The 14,415-nt window shown below is 70.6% G+C and carries 15 protein-coding genes; 7 read left to right on the plus strand and 8 right to left on the minus strand.

Going from position 1 to position 14,415, the window contains the following annotated elements; genetic code table 11:
- Positions 1–5: 5 nt before the first annotated feature.
- From AB0O48_RS11615 to AB0O48_RS11625, 3 genes are all read right to left on the minus strand, one after another.
- Positions 6–524: a TrmH family RNA methyltransferase gene (locus AB0O48_RS11615; protein ID WP_357245881.1), complete on the minus strand. Its 519-nt coding sequence runs from the start codon at positions 522–524 to the stop codon at positions 6–8.
- A gap of 263 nt (positions 525–787) precedes the next feature.
- Positions 788–3,271 (minus strand): DNA topoisomerase IV subunit A, encoded by a 2,484-nt coding sequence (locus tag AB0O48_RS11620; protein WP_365064904.1) that lies wholly within the window; start codon positions 3,269–3,271, stop codon positions 788–790.
- Positions 3,272–3,309: 38 nt separating this feature from the next.
- Positions 3,310–5,439 (minus strand): DNA topoisomerase IV subunit B, encoded by a 2,130-nt coding sequence (locus AB0O48_RS11625; protein WP_365065155.1) that lies wholly within the window; start codon positions 5,437–5,439, stop codon positions 3,310–3,312.
- Between the two features lie 248 nt (positions 5,440–5,687).
- On the opposite strand from AB0O48_RS11625, the gene AB0O48_RS11630 reads away from it, so the two are divergent.
- Complete coding sequence (locus AB0O48_RS11630) at positions 5,688–6,944, plus strand: hypothetical protein (protein ID WP_357245891.1); 1,257 nt, start codon at positions 5,688–5,690, stop codon at positions 6,942–6,944.
- 101 nt (positions 6,945–7,045) lie between these two features.
- Positions 7,046–7,909 carry an alpha/beta fold hydrolase gene (locus AB0O48_RS11635; RefSeq protein ID WP_357245894.1) on the plus strand — a complete coding sequence of 288 codons (864 nt, stop codon included), beginning with the start codon at positions 7,046–7,048 and terminating at the stop codon, positions 7,907–7,909.
- Between the two features lie 24 nt (positions 7,910–7,933).
- Here the strand turns inward: AB0O48_RS11635 and AB0O48_RS11640 are convergent, their stop codons facing one another.
- Positions 7,934–8,104, minus strand: a complete 171-nt coding sequence (locus AB0O48_RS11640) for a hypothetical protein (RefSeq protein ID WP_157563104.1) — start codon at positions 8,102–8,104, stop codon at positions 7,934–7,936.
- A gap of 196 nt (positions 8,105–8,300) precedes the next feature.
- Between AB0O48_RS11640 and AB0O48_RS11645 the strand changes: the two genes are divergently transcribed.
- Together AB0O48_RS11645 and AB0O48_RS11650 are read left to right on the plus strand one after the other, a co-directional pair.
- Complete coding sequence (locus AB0O48_RS11645) at positions 8,301–8,930, plus strand: hypothetical protein (protein ID WP_357245897.1); 630 nt, start codon at positions 8,301–8,303, stop codon at positions 8,928–8,930.
- Between the two features lie 155 nt (positions 8,931–9,085).
- Positions 9,086–9,457 carry a hypothetical protein gene (locus AB0O48_RS11650; protein ID WP_357245899.1) on the plus strand — a complete coding sequence of 124 codons (372 nt, stop codon included), beginning with the start codon at positions 9,086–9,088 and terminating at the stop codon, positions 9,455–9,457.
- Positions 9,458–9,472: 15 nt separating this feature from the next.
- On the opposite strand, the gene AB0O48_RS11655 is transcribed toward AB0O48_RS11650, so the two are convergent.
- A complete protein-coding gene (locus AB0O48_RS11655) occupies positions 9,473–10,384 on the minus strand; it encodes a DUF72 domain-containing protein (protein ID WP_357245901.1) in 912 nt (303 codons plus the stop codon).
- A 135-nt stretch (positions 10,385–10,519) separates the two neighbouring features.
- Here AB0O48_RS11655 and AB0O48_RS11660 point away from each other — a divergent pair, with 135 nt between their 5' ends.
- The gene (locus AB0O48_RS11660; protein ID WP_357245903.1) at positions 10,520–11,023 is read left to right on the plus strand and encodes a DinB family protein; all 504 of its coding nucleotides are present in this window, start codon (positions 10,520–10,522) and stop codon (positions 11,021–11,023) included.
- 4 nt (positions 11,024–11,027) lie between these two features.
- Here AB0O48_RS11660 and AB0O48_RS11665 read toward each other — a convergent pair whose 3' ends face one another.
- On the minus strand, positions 11,028–11,558 hold the full coding sequence (locus AB0O48_RS11665) for a DUF664 domain-containing protein (protein WP_357245906.1): 531 nt from the start codon (positions 11,556–11,558) through the stop codon (positions 11,028–11,030).
- 78 nt (positions 11,559–11,636) lie between these two features.
- Here AB0O48_RS11665 and AB0O48_RS11670 point away from each other — a divergent pair, with 78 nt between their 5' ends.
- A complete protein-coding gene (locus AB0O48_RS11670; RefSeq protein WP_365065158.1) occupies positions 11,637–12,152 on the plus strand; it encodes a 2'-5' RNA ligase family protein in 516 nt (171 codons plus the stop codon).
- A 54-nt stretch (positions 12,153–12,206) separates the two neighbouring features.
- Here AB0O48_RS11670 and AB0O48_RS11675 read toward each other — a convergent pair whose 3' ends face one another.
- Both AB0O48_RS11675 and AB0O48_RS11680 read right to left on the minus strand, forming a co-directional pair.
- Positions 12,207–12,590, minus strand: coding sequence for a nuclear transport factor 2 family protein (locus AB0O48_RS11675; RefSeq protein ID WP_365064912.1), 384 nt, complete (start codon positions 12,588–12,590; stop codon positions 12,207–12,209).
- 201 nt (positions 12,591–12,791) lie between these two features.
- Positions 12,792–13,592, minus strand: coding sequence for an SDR family NAD(P)-dependent oxidoreductase (locus AB0O48_RS11680; protein ID WP_365064915.1), 801 nt, complete (start codon positions 13,590–13,592; stop codon positions 12,792–12,794).
- A gap of 83 nt (positions 13,593–13,675) precedes the next feature.
- Between AB0O48_RS11680 and AB0O48_RS11685 the strand changes: the two genes are divergently transcribed.
- Positions 13,676–14,338, plus strand: coding sequence for a TetR/AcrR family transcriptional regulator (locus tag AB0O48_RS11685; RefSeq protein ID WP_365064918.1), 663 nt, complete (start codon positions 13,676–13,678; stop codon positions 14,336–14,338).
- Positions 14,339–14,415: the final 77 nt, after the last annotated feature.

The following is a 14,415-nucleotide window of genomic DNA, read 5'->3' on the forward strand; positions in this document are numbered from 1 at the left end:
CTGCTCTACAGCAGGCCGGCGAGTTTGTAGAGGACCAGCGATCCGGCGACGGCGACGTTCAGGCTCTGGCCGTGCCCGACCATGGGAATCTCCACGGCCGCGTCCAGGTGGTCGAGGGCCTCGGGCGGGATGCCCGTCGACTCGTGCCCGAGCAGCACCACGGTGCGGCCCCGAGCGGCGGGCAGGTCACCGAGCCGAACGGCCTCGTCGGCCAACTCCACCCCGAGGATCCGGGTGCCGGCGGCCCGTTCGGCGGCCAGCCACCGCAGCGGACTGCCGACCCGGTGGACGCAGCCCGGCCGGCGCAGGGTGTTGCCACGGGCCAGGGCCTCGTCCACCCACCGGAAGGGCGGCACGGCCAGGCAGGCACCGACCGCGTCGCAGGTACGCAGCAGGGTGCCCAGGTTCGCGCCGTGCAGCGGCCAGAGCGGGGCGGCGATCAGATGACCCCAGCAGCGATGCTGGCGGGGTCGGCGGGCGGCACGCAGCTCGCGCCTGGGCCGGACCCGGATGGCGGCGCTCACGCCGCGTCGGCGACTCCGCCGGACAAGATAAAGATCATGTGAGAGGTGCTTGGCGGCGCACCCGGGCCATCACCGAGAACAGGAGCCCTCACCATACCCCGCGTACGCGCCCTCTCCGCATGATCGTGCTCCATCCAGGATCGAGTGGTATCGCCGCGTCGGTGATGCCACTACTTCCCGGATCGAGCACGATCTTCCCCGCACCTGCGCGGCTCTTGGGGAAGGGCGCGCGGGCGGGTCGGGCGCGCGGTGTGGCAACCCGATCAGTCGCGTTCGACGAGGTGGCCGACCACCGTTGGGCCGAGCATCACGGCGAAGCCGGAACCGTCGCGGCGGGGATCCGCCGCCGGCAGTTCCACCGGATCACCGGTGCCGGTCGCGCCGACCGGGCGCGGACCCACCCAGGCGACGACCACGTCCGTCTCACCCTTGAGGAAGCGGTGCGCGCGCACGCCGCCGGTCGACCGGCCCTTCGCCGGGTACGCCTTGAACGGCGTGACCTTGACCGTCGCCCCGGTGGAGGTGACCACCATCGGCTCACCATGCCCCGGGTCGTCGGTGCGGACCGCGCCGAAGAACGCCACCCGCGCCCCGGCCGGCACGTTGATGCCGGCCATCCCGCCGCCCTTGAGGCCCTGCGGACGGACCAGCCCGGCGGGGAAACGCAGCAGCGACGCCTCCGACGTGACGAAGGTGAGCGATTCGGTGCCGTCGGCCAACCACGTCGCACCGACCACCTCGTCGCCGTCCCGCAGACCGATCACCTCGAACTCGTCGGAGCGCACCGGCCACTCCGGCGCGCAGATCTTCACCACGCCCTGCCGGGTGCCCAACGCCAACCCCGGTGAGCCCTCCGCCTGCCCACCCAACGGGGCCAGGCCGACGACGGTCTCCCCCGCCGCCAACGGGACCAACTCGGCCGCGGACATGCCACCGCGCAGCGACACCGTGCCGGCCTGCTCGGGCAGCACCGGCAGCGGCAGCACGTCGACCTTGAAGGCCCGACCCGCGCTGGTCAGCAACAACACCCGACCACGGGCCGTCGAGTGCACGATGGCGCGTACCGTGTCGTGCTTGACCCGGCCGTTGCGCCGACGCCCCTCGGCGCTCTCCTCCGACTCGGCCGCGGTACGGGCGACCAGCCCGGTCGCGGAAAGGATCACCTGGCACGGGTCGTCGGCGACCTCCAACGGGCCGGCCGGCGCGGACGCCGCCAGGACCTCCTTCAGGTCGCCGTCGACGAGCGTCGTCCGACGTTCGGTACCGAACTGCTTGACCACCGAGGCCAACTCGTCGGAGACCAGCTTCCGCAGCACCCGCTCGTCGTCGAGGATCTCGCTCAACTCGGCGATCTCGCCGCGCAGCCGCTCCTGCTCGGTCTCCAGCTCGATCCGGTCGAACTTGGTCAGCCGACGCAACGGGGTGTCCAGGATGTAGGTGGCCTGGATGTCGGACAGACCGAACCGGCTCATCAGCCCGTCCTTCGCGGCCTGCGCGTCGTCGCTGCCCCGGATGAGCCGGACCACCTCGTCGATGTCCAGCAGGGCGATCAGCAGACCGTCGACCAGGTGCAGCCGCTCCTGACGCTTGCGCCGCCGGTACGAGGTGCGTCGGGTGACCACCTCGTACCGGTGCGCCAGGAAGACCTCCAGCAGCGCCTTGAGCCCCAGCGTGCGCGGCTGCCCGTCGACCAGGACCAGGTTGTTGACGCCGAACGACTGCTCCAGCGGGGTCAGCCGGTAGAGGTCGGCGAGCAACGCCTGCGGGTTGACCCCGACCTTGCACTCGACGACGAGTCGGGTGCCGCTCTCCCGGTCGGTGAGGTCCTTGACGTCGGCGATGCCGGTCAGCCGCTTGGTCTTGGTGACCTCGTTGGTGATCGCCGCGATGACCTTCTCCGCGCCGACGCCGTAGGGCAGCTCGACCACGGTGATCGCCTGGCGGCCACGGCTGCCCTCGATCGGGCCGATCTCCACCTTGCCGCGCATCCGCACCACACCGCGCCCGGTCTCGTACGCCCGGCGCACCTCGTCCAGGCCGAGCAGCACCCCGCCGCTGGGCAGGTCGGGGCCGGGGACGAACTCCATGAGCTTGTCCAGGGTGGCGTCCGGGTGGTTGATCAGCCAGCGGGCCGCGGAGACGACCTCGGCGAGGTTGTGCGGGATCATGTTGGTGGCCATCCCGACCGCGATCCCGGACGCGCCGTTGACCAGCAGGTTGGGGAAGGCGGCCGGCAGCACGGTCGGCTGGGTCAGCGACCCGTCGTAGTTGGGCTCGACGTCGACGGTGTCCTCGCCCAGCTCACCGACCAGCAGCATGGCCTCGCGGGACATTCGCGCTTCCGTGTAACGCGAGGCAGCCGGGCCATCGTCTGGGGAGCCAAAGTTTCCATGCCCGTCGATGAGAGGCACGTTGAGCGAGAAGTCCTGCGCGAGGCGGACCATGGCATCATAGATCGCCGTGTCGCCGTGTGGATGGTACTTGCCCATCGCATCCCCGACAATTCGGGCAGACTTCACGTGCGCACGGTCCGGGCGGTAGCCCTGCTCGTACATCGACCAGAGGATGCGCCGGTGTACGGGTTTGAGGCCGTCGCGCGCGTCGGGCAGGGCGCGGGAGTGGATGACCGAGAACGCGTACTCCAGGTAGGAGTCGGACACCTCGGTGACCAGCGGGTTGTCGAAGACCCGCGCGCCGGCCTGGTCGAACGAGGAGAGGTCGACCTTGTTTTCCTTACGGCGTGCCATGACTCAGCTCTCCACTGGAACAGGAACGGAACGGGCGCTCATGCGTCGATCGCATCCCGGTCGACCCGGTCGGCGGAGTCGATGAGCCAGTTGCGGCGCGGCTCGACCTTCTCACCCATCAGGAGTTCGAGGATGCGTTCGGCGGCGTCGACGTCGTCGAGGGTGATCCGGCGTACGGCCCGGGTGGCCGGGTTCATCGTGGTGTCCCACAACTCGTCGGCGTCCATCTCACCGAGACCCTTGAACCGTGGGATGGGCGTGACGATCTGCTTGCCGGCCTTCTCCAGCTTGCGGACCGTCGTCTCCATCTCGGCCTGGGTGTAGGTGTACACCGTCTGCGGGTTACGCCCCCTGGTGGTGATCTTGTGCAGGGGCGGCATCGCGGCGTAGAGCCGACCGGCCTCGATCAGTGGCCGCATGTACCGGGCGAAGAGAGTGATCAGCAGCGTCCGGATGTGCGCGCCGTCCACGTCGGCGTCGGCCATGATCAGCACCCGCCCATAGCGCAGCGCGGAGAGGTCGAAGGTGCGCCCCGAGCCGGCGCCGAGGACCTGCACGATGGACGCACACTCGGCATTGTCCAGAACCTGCTGGAGGTTGGCCTTCTGCACGTTGAGGATCTTGCCTCGGATCGGCAGCAGCGCCTGGTATTCCGAGGAGCGAGCCATGCGACTCGTTCCCAAGGCGCTGTCTCCCTCGACGATGAACAGCTCGCTCCGTTCCACACCGGTGGCCCGGCAGTCGACGAGCTTCGGCGGCATCGACGCGCCCTCCAGGGCGGTCTTGCGCCGGGCGGCGTCCTTCTGCTGCTTCTGGGTGAGCCGTACCCGGGCCGCGTCGACGATCTTCTGCAGGACGGTGCGGGCCTCGGCCTTGGTGCGCCGGTCCTCCAGCCAGGCCTTCACGTGCGCGTCGACCAGGCTCTGGAGCACCTTGGTGATCCCCGGGGTGGAGAGCTCGTCCTTGGTCTGCGAGGTGAACTGCGGCTCGGGGATGCGCACGTGCACCACGGCGGTCATCCCCTCCAGGACGTCGTCCAGCAGGGGCGGCTCCTCCTTGGCCTTGAGCAGGCCGCGGGTGTTGCGGACGGCGTCGGCGAGGGCGCGGACGAGAGCCCGCTCGAAGCCCTTGCGGTGGGTGCCGCCGTGCGCGTTGCGGATGGTGTTGGTGAAGCACTCGACGGTGCGGTCGTAGCCGGTGCCCCACCGGAACGCCACCTCGACCTCGGCGCGCCGCTGCACGTTGGACTGCATCACGCCGTTGGCGTCGGCGGCGTTCTCCCGGTAGGTGCCCTCGCCGTTGACCAGCAGGGTGCCGGAGACGGGCCGGTCGCCGGCCGGGGCGAGGAACTCCACCATGTCGCTGAGCCCGTTGGGGTAGTGGAACCGCTCCTCGGCGGGCGCCTCGCCGGTCAGGTCGCGCAGCAGGTAGGTCACACCGGGGACCAGGAACGCGGTGTTCCGCAGCTTGGTGCGGACCGCGTCCACGTCGAGTGCGGCGCCGGTCTCGAAGTAGCGGGCGTCGTGCCACCAGCGGATCGAGGTGCCGGTGCGTTGGCCGCGCTTCATGGCGCCGATGACCTGGAGGCCGGGACCGGCGGTGAAGGGCGCGTCCGGCCCGGCGCCGTCGAAGATGCCCGGTACGCCGTGCCGGAACGACATCGTGTGGATCTTGCCGGCTCGACGGACGGTCACGTCGAACCGTCGGGACAGCGCGTTGACCGCCGAGGCGCCGACGCCGTGCAGGCCGCCGGAGGTCTTGTAGCCGGAGCCGCCGAACTTGCCGCCGGCGTGCAGCCGGGTGAGCACCAGCTCGACGCCGGAGATGCCGGATTTGGCGTGCACGTCGGTGGGGATGCCCCGCCCGTCGTCGTCGACCTGCACCGAGCCGTCGGCGTGCAGGATCACCTCGACGGCGCTGGCGTGACCGGCGACACCCTCGTCGGTGGAGTTGTCGAGGATCTCGTTGACGAGGTGACCCACGCCACGGCTGTCGGTGGAGCCGATGTACATGCCGGGACGCTTGCGGACGGCGTCCAGCCCCTCAAGGTGGGTGAGGTCATCGGCCCCGTACAGGGTGTCAGGCTCTGCGGTCAACTGGTCGTACTCCCCGGTCTCGGCTGTGTGCTGCCGGTCACCGGCGACATCAGCCGGCGTGGCGCGCCGCAGCGAGCCTAGCCCGAGGCTAGGACAAGTCCCGGAGGACCTATGCGACCCGCCGTGCGGCAGCCGCCGAACGTGAGCCACGGAACAGCCAACCAGCGCGCACGGGACCACGCACAGACACCCCTTCTCAGCCGGCGGAGTCACGTGTCTTTCATCGAACGATTCTGTTACCGGCCATTGACGCCCGTTGCACAGGGGTGATCTGATCGCGCTCTCAGAGAATCTTTCATCTTTCGATGGATGGGGGCCCCATGCCCAGGTTCCGCCGTACCGCGCTCGCCGCGGGACTAACGATCGCCATGGCCGCGCTGTCGACAACCGTCACGCTGCCCGGACCCGCGTCCGCCGCGCTGCCCACCGCCGCGGTGGCACTCGGGGACAGCTTCATCAGCGGCGAGGGCGCCGGGGCGTACACCCCGGTGGTCGACGTCAACGGCGTCGCCCAGGGCTTCCCCGGCTGGACGGCCGCGAACAACAACGCGTACTTCTGCCACCGTTCCGCGAACGCCTCGCTCAACCAGGCCAACCTGCCGGGCATCCAGAACCGGTTCAACCTGGCCTGCTCCGGCGGTCAGCCGCACGACATCGCCAACGCCTCGCAGGCGCGGACCAACGGCCGTACCGTGGCCGCGCAGCTCGACCAGCTCCGCGCCGTCGCGCAGACCCAGGACATCGACCTGGTGCTGATCGGCCTGGGTTCCAACAACAGCTCGTTCACCTTCGGCAGCGTCGCGGAGAAGTGCGCCAACCGGTTCATCGCCGACGCGTGGACCGGCTGGTGGGAGTTCTGGGCGTACCTCAACGGCCCGGTCGAGCAGAAGCCGTGCAGCGACGCCGACCTGGCCACCGCCGCCCAGATCAGCGCCGCGACCGCGGAGACCACCGCCGCCGTCCGCCAGGTGCTGACCACGTTGGACCAGATCGACGCGGACGGGCAGCACCGGGTGGTGTTCCAGGACTACACGAACCCGCTGCCGCTGGACCTGAACCCGGCGTACCACGAGGAGGACGGCCGGGACGACACCCGGGACAAGTTCCGTGACCTCGGTGCCGAGCGGTACGCGGGCGGCTGCCCGATCCACCGTGCCAGCCTGGCGCCGGGCCACCGGTTCTCCCAGGGCCTGGGCGCCATCGTGCAGTCCACCCGGGACACCCTGGCCGCTGAGTTCCCCGCCGACGACCTGGTGTACCTGAACGTGCAGCAGGCCTTCAACGGCGCCCGGCTCTGCGAGCAGACGGGCAGCCCGACGGGCACGCTGGCCACGCCGATCCGGCTCCAGGACGGCGCGACCGGCACCTTCGTCACCAGCCTCGCCGGCAAGGACAAGATCGCCATTCAGCGGATCGCCAACACCTGCGTCAGCTACTTCCAGACCTGCCAGGAGTCGTGGCACCCGAACGCCACCGGGCACCAGGTCCTCGGCCAGTGCCTGAGCGGCGCGGCCTCCACCAGTGCCCGGTCGGTGGCCTGCGTCCGCGCCGGCAACGGGACGATCTCCGTCTCCTGATCGCCGCGTCAACTCGGAGGCCCCGCCGGTCGGCGGGGCCTCCGTCGCGCCCGACCACTCTGCGGCTACCCGCCAGTAACGTCAGGCCGTAAGCTGGGCCGATGAACGGGGAGCCGGAGTACGCACAGGAGTTCGTCGAGGTCGCCGGTGGTCGGCTGGGTGTGCAGATCTATCCGGAGCCAACCGGTGTGACCGATGCGCCGGTGGCCGTGATCTGGCCCGCGATGGGGGTCCGCGCCCGTTACTACCGGCCCTTCGCCGCCGAGCTGCGCGCCGGCGGACTGGCCGTGGTCGTCGCCGACCTGCGCGGAAACGGGGCGAGCACCCCGACGCCGAGCCGGGCCGACCGCTACGGCTACGCCGACCTGGCCGACGACGTCGGCGCCGTGCTGTCCGCGCTCAAGCCACGACTGGACGGGCGTACCCGGCTGCTGGTCGGGCACTCGCTCGGCGGGCAGGCCGCGCTGCTGCACCTCGCCCTGCACGGCGGCGACGACGTGGACGCGTTGGCGCTGATCGCGGTCGGCATCCCGTACTGGCGAAGCTACCCGGGTCTGCGCGGCCTGGGCGTGCTGCCGTACACCCAGGGGATCGCCGCCACCACGGCCCTGCTCGGGGTCTGGCCGGGTTGGGGCTTCGGCGGCCGGCAGGCACGCGGCGTGATCCGCGACTGGGCCCAGACCGCGCGGACCGGCCGTTTCCCCCGACTGAACGGTACGGACACCGAGGCGGCGGTACGCGCGGTGCGCACACCGGTGTTGGCGGTCAGTGTGGACGACGACCAGTTCACCCCGCACGAGACGATGGACGCGCTCTGCGCGAAGCTCGCCGCCGCCCCACTCACCCGCGAGCGCTACACCTCGGCGCAGGCCGGCGCCGCTCTGGACCACTTCACCTGGGTCCGCGCGAGCACCCCGCTGGCGCGGCGGATCGCCGGTTTCGTCGGCGACCTGCCGTCCCGCTGAGCCGCACCGGACCGCCCGGACGGATCACTCGTCCTGGTCCAGCGGCACCAGCTCACCGTCGCGCTCCACCTGGATCTCCGCGTGGTCCTTGCGGGGCGCGACCTCCGCGGTGTTCCGGTGTGGGTCGTTGTCCGGGTGCATGAGCACCGCGTCGGTTTTCGGGGTCTTCTCCCGACTTTCGTCCGGCTGCGACATCCCGTTCCCCTCTCCGTCAGCGTCGCTCGGGATCTACCCGCCACCGCGCGGACGACTCCTGCCGGCGGCCGTGGACCCCGTCGAAACCCGAACGTCCCGGTCGTACCGGCGCGGCGCGGATCAGCCCCCGGACGACGGGGTTAGCCGCCCGGGCGGCGGGTAAGCCGCAGCGCCCAACACGGCGGAAGGGGATCACATGTCCGAACGGCATACCGCACTGCGCTCGATGCACGATCTGGGTCTCGCGGCCTGGTTCGGCGGCTCCCTCATGGGTGCCTTCGGCGTCAACGGCGCAGCCGGGAAGATCAGCGACTCGACGCAGCGACTCTCGGTCGCGTCGGCGGGATGGTCCAGATGGACCCCGGTCAACGCAGCCGCCATCGGCGCGCACCTGGCCGGTGCGGTCGGCGAACTGGTGACCGAGAGCCCACGCGTGGCGGCCCAGTCCGGGGTGGGCCGGACCAGCGCCATCAAGACGGCGTTGACGATCGGCGCTCTCGCCGTGACCGGCTACAGCCGGTTGATCGGCATGCGCCTGGAGAAGGCCGGTGCGTCACCGGTCAGCGGGACCACCGAGCCGAACCACCAGACTCCGGCGAGCGTGGCCTCCTCGCAGCGGCAGATGAAGTTGCTCCAGTGGGCCATCCCGGCGCTGACCGGGGCCCTGGTGGTGGTCACCGCGTACATGGGTGAGCAGCAGAAGCCCGGCCAGGTCTTCAAGGGGATTCTCGGCCGGGGCGGCACCATGAAGGGCGCCTCGAAAGGCATGATCAAGATGGCCGGCATGAGCAACGGCAAGCGACCGATGGCGATGGCCGGACGCTGAACGCCGGGCCGGCCGGCGTCCCGCCGCCCTCTCGACGGCGGGGCGCAGGCCGGCCCTGCGCGCTCAGCGTTGCGACAAGGTCGGGTGACGACACCGCGCGGCCGGAGATCAGCACACCGTCCGCCGACCGCGGCGGACCGAGGAGCGGGGTGGCCATGACGGCGCACAAGGGACGCAGCGGCGACAACGACCGGCAGGAGCCGGAGGCGACTCAGCCGTGGGGTGGCGGCGACGGCTTCGACGCCGACGCGCCCTGGGGCACCGATGCGGACTCGCCGATGGACGAGGGCAGCGAGGAGACCGCGGTGCCCGAGGGACGACGCGGGGAGCGGCGGGCGGGCGCGTCGGCGGGCCGGACCGATCCGGCGGGACGGCACGGCTTCGGTTCGGTGGAGCCGACCCGCACGACGATGGCCGGACCCGGTGCCCCACCGGACCCGGCGCCCAGTGGCCGGACCTTCCCGGACGACGCCGACATCGGCGAGTCGACGCAGGACGCGCTGCGCAGCCGGGGCCGACGCTCCTGACACCAGCGTGGACGGTCAGCCGGTCGACCCGGCCGGGACACTCCGATCGGCGATCATCGTCTCGGTGAGCAGTTGCGCCAGCCGGGTGGCGTCGCGCTGGGCCTGACCGGCGCAGCAGTTGTTGAACAGCACGTGCAGGTCGTCAGCCGGGCGGGCGAGGTCAGCCAGCAGCCCGGCCCAGTGCCGAAGCTCGTCGTCGCCGTAGGCGTACCGGAACTTGTCCTGCTTGTCGCCGTCACCCCAGGCCGGGCTGTGGCCGTGAAAGCGGACGATCGCCGGCTCGGCGGTCCTGGTCAGGATCGGCGGCACCGACGACGGGTGCCCCTGTGGCATGTCGACGCAGACCAGGGACAGATCGTGCGCGCGCAGCAGGTCCAGCGTCTCGACCGCCGCCGGACCGTCGAACCAGGAGGCGTGCCGCAGTTCCACGCCGACCCGCCACGGCCGGCAGCGCTGCGCCAGCTCGACGATCCGACGTTCGGCCGCGGCACCGCGGGCCAGCCATGGTGGGAACTGCAACAGCACCGCGCCCAGCTTGCCGGCCGCCGCGATCGGCGCGAGCGCCGCGCGGAACCGGGTCCACAGTTCGTCGTACGCGCGCTCGGGCAGGTCACGACGGCGGATCCGACTCGGGCCGCCGGCCGGACGCAGGTCCCGGGGAAGCGCGGCGACCGGCGTCGGATGGCCGGTGAAGAGACTGAACGCCTTGACGTCGAAGGTGAAGTCGTCAGGTGTGGCGTCGACCCAGCCCGACGTGGTCTCCGGAACCGGGACCGCGTAGTACGACGTGTCCACCTCGACCAACGGGAACCGGCCGGCGTAGAAACCGAGTCGACGGGCCGGCGTGTTGGCCGAGCGTGGATACCACCCGGAGCGCAGCAGCGACTGGTCGGCCCAGGACGACGTGCCCACCTTGATCACACCCATGTCATTCAGTGGACCGCCACCGACGCGAATCGGCAACCGCTGGCGACTCACATGTCGCACCTGGTGTGCGACGCCGGAAGTGTCGGTGCCTCGCCCTAGGGTGACAGCTGGTGAACATCGACGAAGGGTGGCGGCATGACCAGCACGGAGCAGCTCACCGGTGAGCGGGCCGATCTCCTGCAGACGCTCCGCCGGCACCGGGGTTTCCTCCTGCACACGGTGGGCGGGCTCACCGACGAGCAGGCCGCCGCCCGTCCCACGGCCAGCGAGCTGAGCCTCGGCGGCCTGATCAAGCACGTCGCCGGCGTCGAGCACCGGTGGATGCTCTTCGCCGTGGGCGGAGCGGAGGCGATGCAGCGCGAGGAGATCGACTGGGTCGGTCAGTTCCGGATGACGCCGGGCGAGACCCTGGCCGGTCTGGTCGCGCGGTTCCAGGAGGTGGCCGACCAGACCGACGCGCTGGTCGCCACCCTCGACCTGGACTCGGCGCATCCGCTGCCGCAGGCGCCCTGGTTCGAGCCGGGGGCAAGGTGGACGGTCCGCCGGGTGCTGCTGCACCTGATCGCCGAGACAGCCCAGCACGCTGGGCACGCCGATATTCTGCGGGAGTCGATCGACGGCGCGAAGACGATGGGCTGAGGTCCTACCGACCGGCCCCGGTGGACGCGTCGGCCTCGAGCAGGCCGCGCACGTAGGCGGCCTGGCCCGCGTGTTGCAGGTCGTCGTCGACGATGCTGACCAGCCGGACACCGAGGGTGACCGGCGGGTCCCACGACTCGTCGACCACCCGGTCCAGGTCCGCCGGGCGCAGGCCGGCCAGGAACGATCCGGTCCGCGACGCCACCGCCTCGTAGTAGTCGACGAGCGCCTGCGCGCTCTCCGGCCGCACCGTCTCGACCTGGACGGCCGAGTGACCGTAGCCGGTGTTGTCCGGGTCGGCGGTGAGCCCGAACCGGCCCGCCCAGTCGCCGCTCACCCAGACCTGGTCGGCGTCGAGCAGGTCGGCGACGTGGTGATCCTGCACCCGGGTGAGGTGCCAGACGAGCCAGCCGATCGAGTTGGCGCCCGGGCCGGGCGCCCAGCGCAGGTGCTCGGGGCTGAGGCCGTCGACGGCCGCGCGCACGAGGTCGGGCAGTCGGTCGTACGCCTCGGTCAGCAGGTCACTCACGTCCACTGGCACGCCCTTCGGGTCGGTGTCCCCCTCAGGTACCGCTGGCGCGTGCGATCAAACCTCGGCCACTACTGTGATCGGGTGGTCGCCGCGTTGGAGTTGTATCTGGACCCGGACGCCACCCGGCGGATCCGGGCGCTCTGGGACGCCCTGGAGGCTGAGGGCGTGCAGAGCATGCGTTCCCTGTTGGAGCGACGCCACCGGCCGCACGTCTCGCTCGCGGTGGCGCCCCGCTTCAACCCCGAGCAGGTCGCCGAGGCGCTGCGCGGGACTGTCGTCGCGGCCCCGCTGCGACTGGACTTCCAGCACGCCGGGCAGTTCGTCGGCCGGGTGCTCTGGCTCGGCCCGGCCCCCACCGCGGAGTTGCTGACCCACCAGCGGATGGTGTCCGATCGGCTCATCGCCGCCGGCATCCCGCTGGCCGAGCACTACCGGCCGGGCCGCTGGGTGCCGCACTGCACACTCTCCATGCGGGTGCCGAACGTGCTGATGGCCGCGGCGGTGCGCCGCTGTCTTGAGGTGTTGCCGCTGGCCGCGACGGTGGTCGGCGCGGCGCTCACCGACCACGCCCGGGGTATTGCCCAACCACTGCCCTAGCACTCCGGACGCATTCTGACTTGTGTGGAGTTTCGGCAGCTTCGTGGGCTGCGGTCAGTCGAGGGGCCGGTTGTATTCGTGGAAGCCGACAACCTTGCCATTTCGGACAATTACGTGAATGCAGTGCCGGGCCGCGTACGGCTCACCGAAGAAGACGCCCCGGGCCCAGTCCTCGAAGACGACGCGATCCTCGGCGACGGTCTTGGAAATCACCTCAACCCTGTCGAAGCGGCTGGCACCAGGCGCGAACAGGCTGAAGAACCCGACCAGTTTCTCGCGCCCCTCGGTCCCGGTGAAGTGCCCGGTCTGCGGAGCCGGAAGGATCACGTCGACCTCATCATCAAACAGCTCGAAGAAGCTCTCCCACGAACCGGTCTGGAACCCCTGGATCAGGGCGTCGTACGCCTTCTCGGCGATCAATCGAACATCGTCGCTCATTGTCTGTTCCTTCTGAATCGGCTCTTTGGCAGGTCGGTGCTGGCCGGAGTGTGTCCACTACCGGGCGCCGTGCGAGGAGTACGAAGCCCGTCCCCCCACCGACGCGAGGGGCCGCTGTGGGTCGGACCGGTTTCGGTGACCCACGGCGTCAACAACTGCCGCACGGACGTCACGTCGTGGCCGCGATGATGGCTGCGGGGGTCAGGTGACGTTGCGGATGGTGCCGCCGTCGACGCGGATGTTGGCGCCACTGATGTAGCCGGCCAGCGGGCTCGCGAGGAAGGCGACCGCCGCGGCGATCTCCTCCGGCCGGCCGAGTCGGTCGATGTCGTTGGGCACCAGCTCGTTCGTCGCGCCCTGCTCGATCTGCTCCCAGGTCTCGCCCCAGCCCCGCTCCGGGGCAATCTCGATCAGCAGGTCCTTGACGGCCTCGACGAGGATCGCTCCGGGCGCGACGATGTTGGAGGTCACTCCGGTGCCCTTCAACTCCCGGGCGAGTGACACCGCCAGGTTGTGTCGGGCGGCGAGGGTGGCGTTGTACTGCGGATGCTGGAACAACGGCTGGGTCGCGAGGCCGCCACCAATGGTGATGACGCGCCCCCAGCCACGCTCGCGCATGCCAGGCACAAGTCGCTGGATCATCCGTACGCCGGAGATGACGTTGCCCTCGTAGGTCTCGCGCCAGGAGTCCGGCGTCGCATCGGTCCAGGACAGGTGCTTGTAGGCGCCAGCGTTGTTGACCAGGATGTCGACCGGCCCTCCGGACAGAGCCGCCGTGGCAACCGCGTCCGCACCCTCGTCCGTGGTGAGATCACCGAGCGCGATGTCCGCTTTTCCGCCGACTGCGCGGATCGCCTCGGCCACCGCCGTTGCCCGCTTCTCGCTCCGCCCGTGCACGACCACCTGGGCGCCTTCGGCGGCGAGCAGCCGCGCCATCGCCTCACCGAGCCCGGAGCTCGAACCGGTCACCAGGGCGCGCTTGCCAATCAGCTGCAGGTCCATCAGATTCTCCTTCTCTCTCGGCGTCAGGCTGCTATGTATACGACTGTAGACATCGTGGATCGCAGTAGTCTACACTCGTAGACGTGACGGCAGACACAGACGAATCCGGTGACGCCCCCCGCCGGCGCGATGCGGGCGCCACCCGCGAGGCGATCCTGAACTCGGCGATAGAGGCGTTCACCCGCCTGGGCTACGACGGCGCCGGCGTACGCGAGGTCGCCGGAGGCGCCGGAGTGACCGCAATGCTGGTCAACCGCTACTTCGGCTCCAAGGAACAGCTGTTCGCCGAGGCAGTCGACCGCTCGTTCGCTCCGCGAACAGTCGTCAGCGACGACCCCAGCGTGCTGAGCGAACAGACGGCGACCAGGTTGGCTGCGCGGACCGCGCCAGAGGCAGACGACCTGGACCCGTTCGTGCTGATGCTGCGATCCGTAGCCAATCCACGGGCCGCCGAGATCATCCGTGCGGGGATCGAGAAACACGTCGGACGGCACCTGACCGACAGTCTGCCTGGGCCCGACGCCGCCCCACGCGCGGAACTACTTCTCTCCCTGATCGCCGGAGTGTGGCTGATGCGAAAGGTCATCGCGACCCCCGCACTCACCGGCATGGATCAGGGCGCTCTGACCCGACAACTGCGCGATCTGATGAATGCCCTCGTCACCGCACCGCCGGCGACCAGCGGCGGCGATGCCGCACCCGATGCGACCAGCCCCGGAGCTCGTCCCCACCGGCCATCCGAGTGAGATCGTGCTCCGCGGCGGCAACGCCATCAACCGTTCTGCCCACCCCGCCGGCCAGGCGCTCTGACCGGCCCTCGGTC

The sequence above is a fragment of the Micromonospora sp. NPDC085948 genome (assembly GCF_040686315.1).
Taxonomy (GTDB): Bacteria; Actinomycetota; Actinomycetes; order Mycobacteriales; family Micromonosporaceae; genus Micromonospora.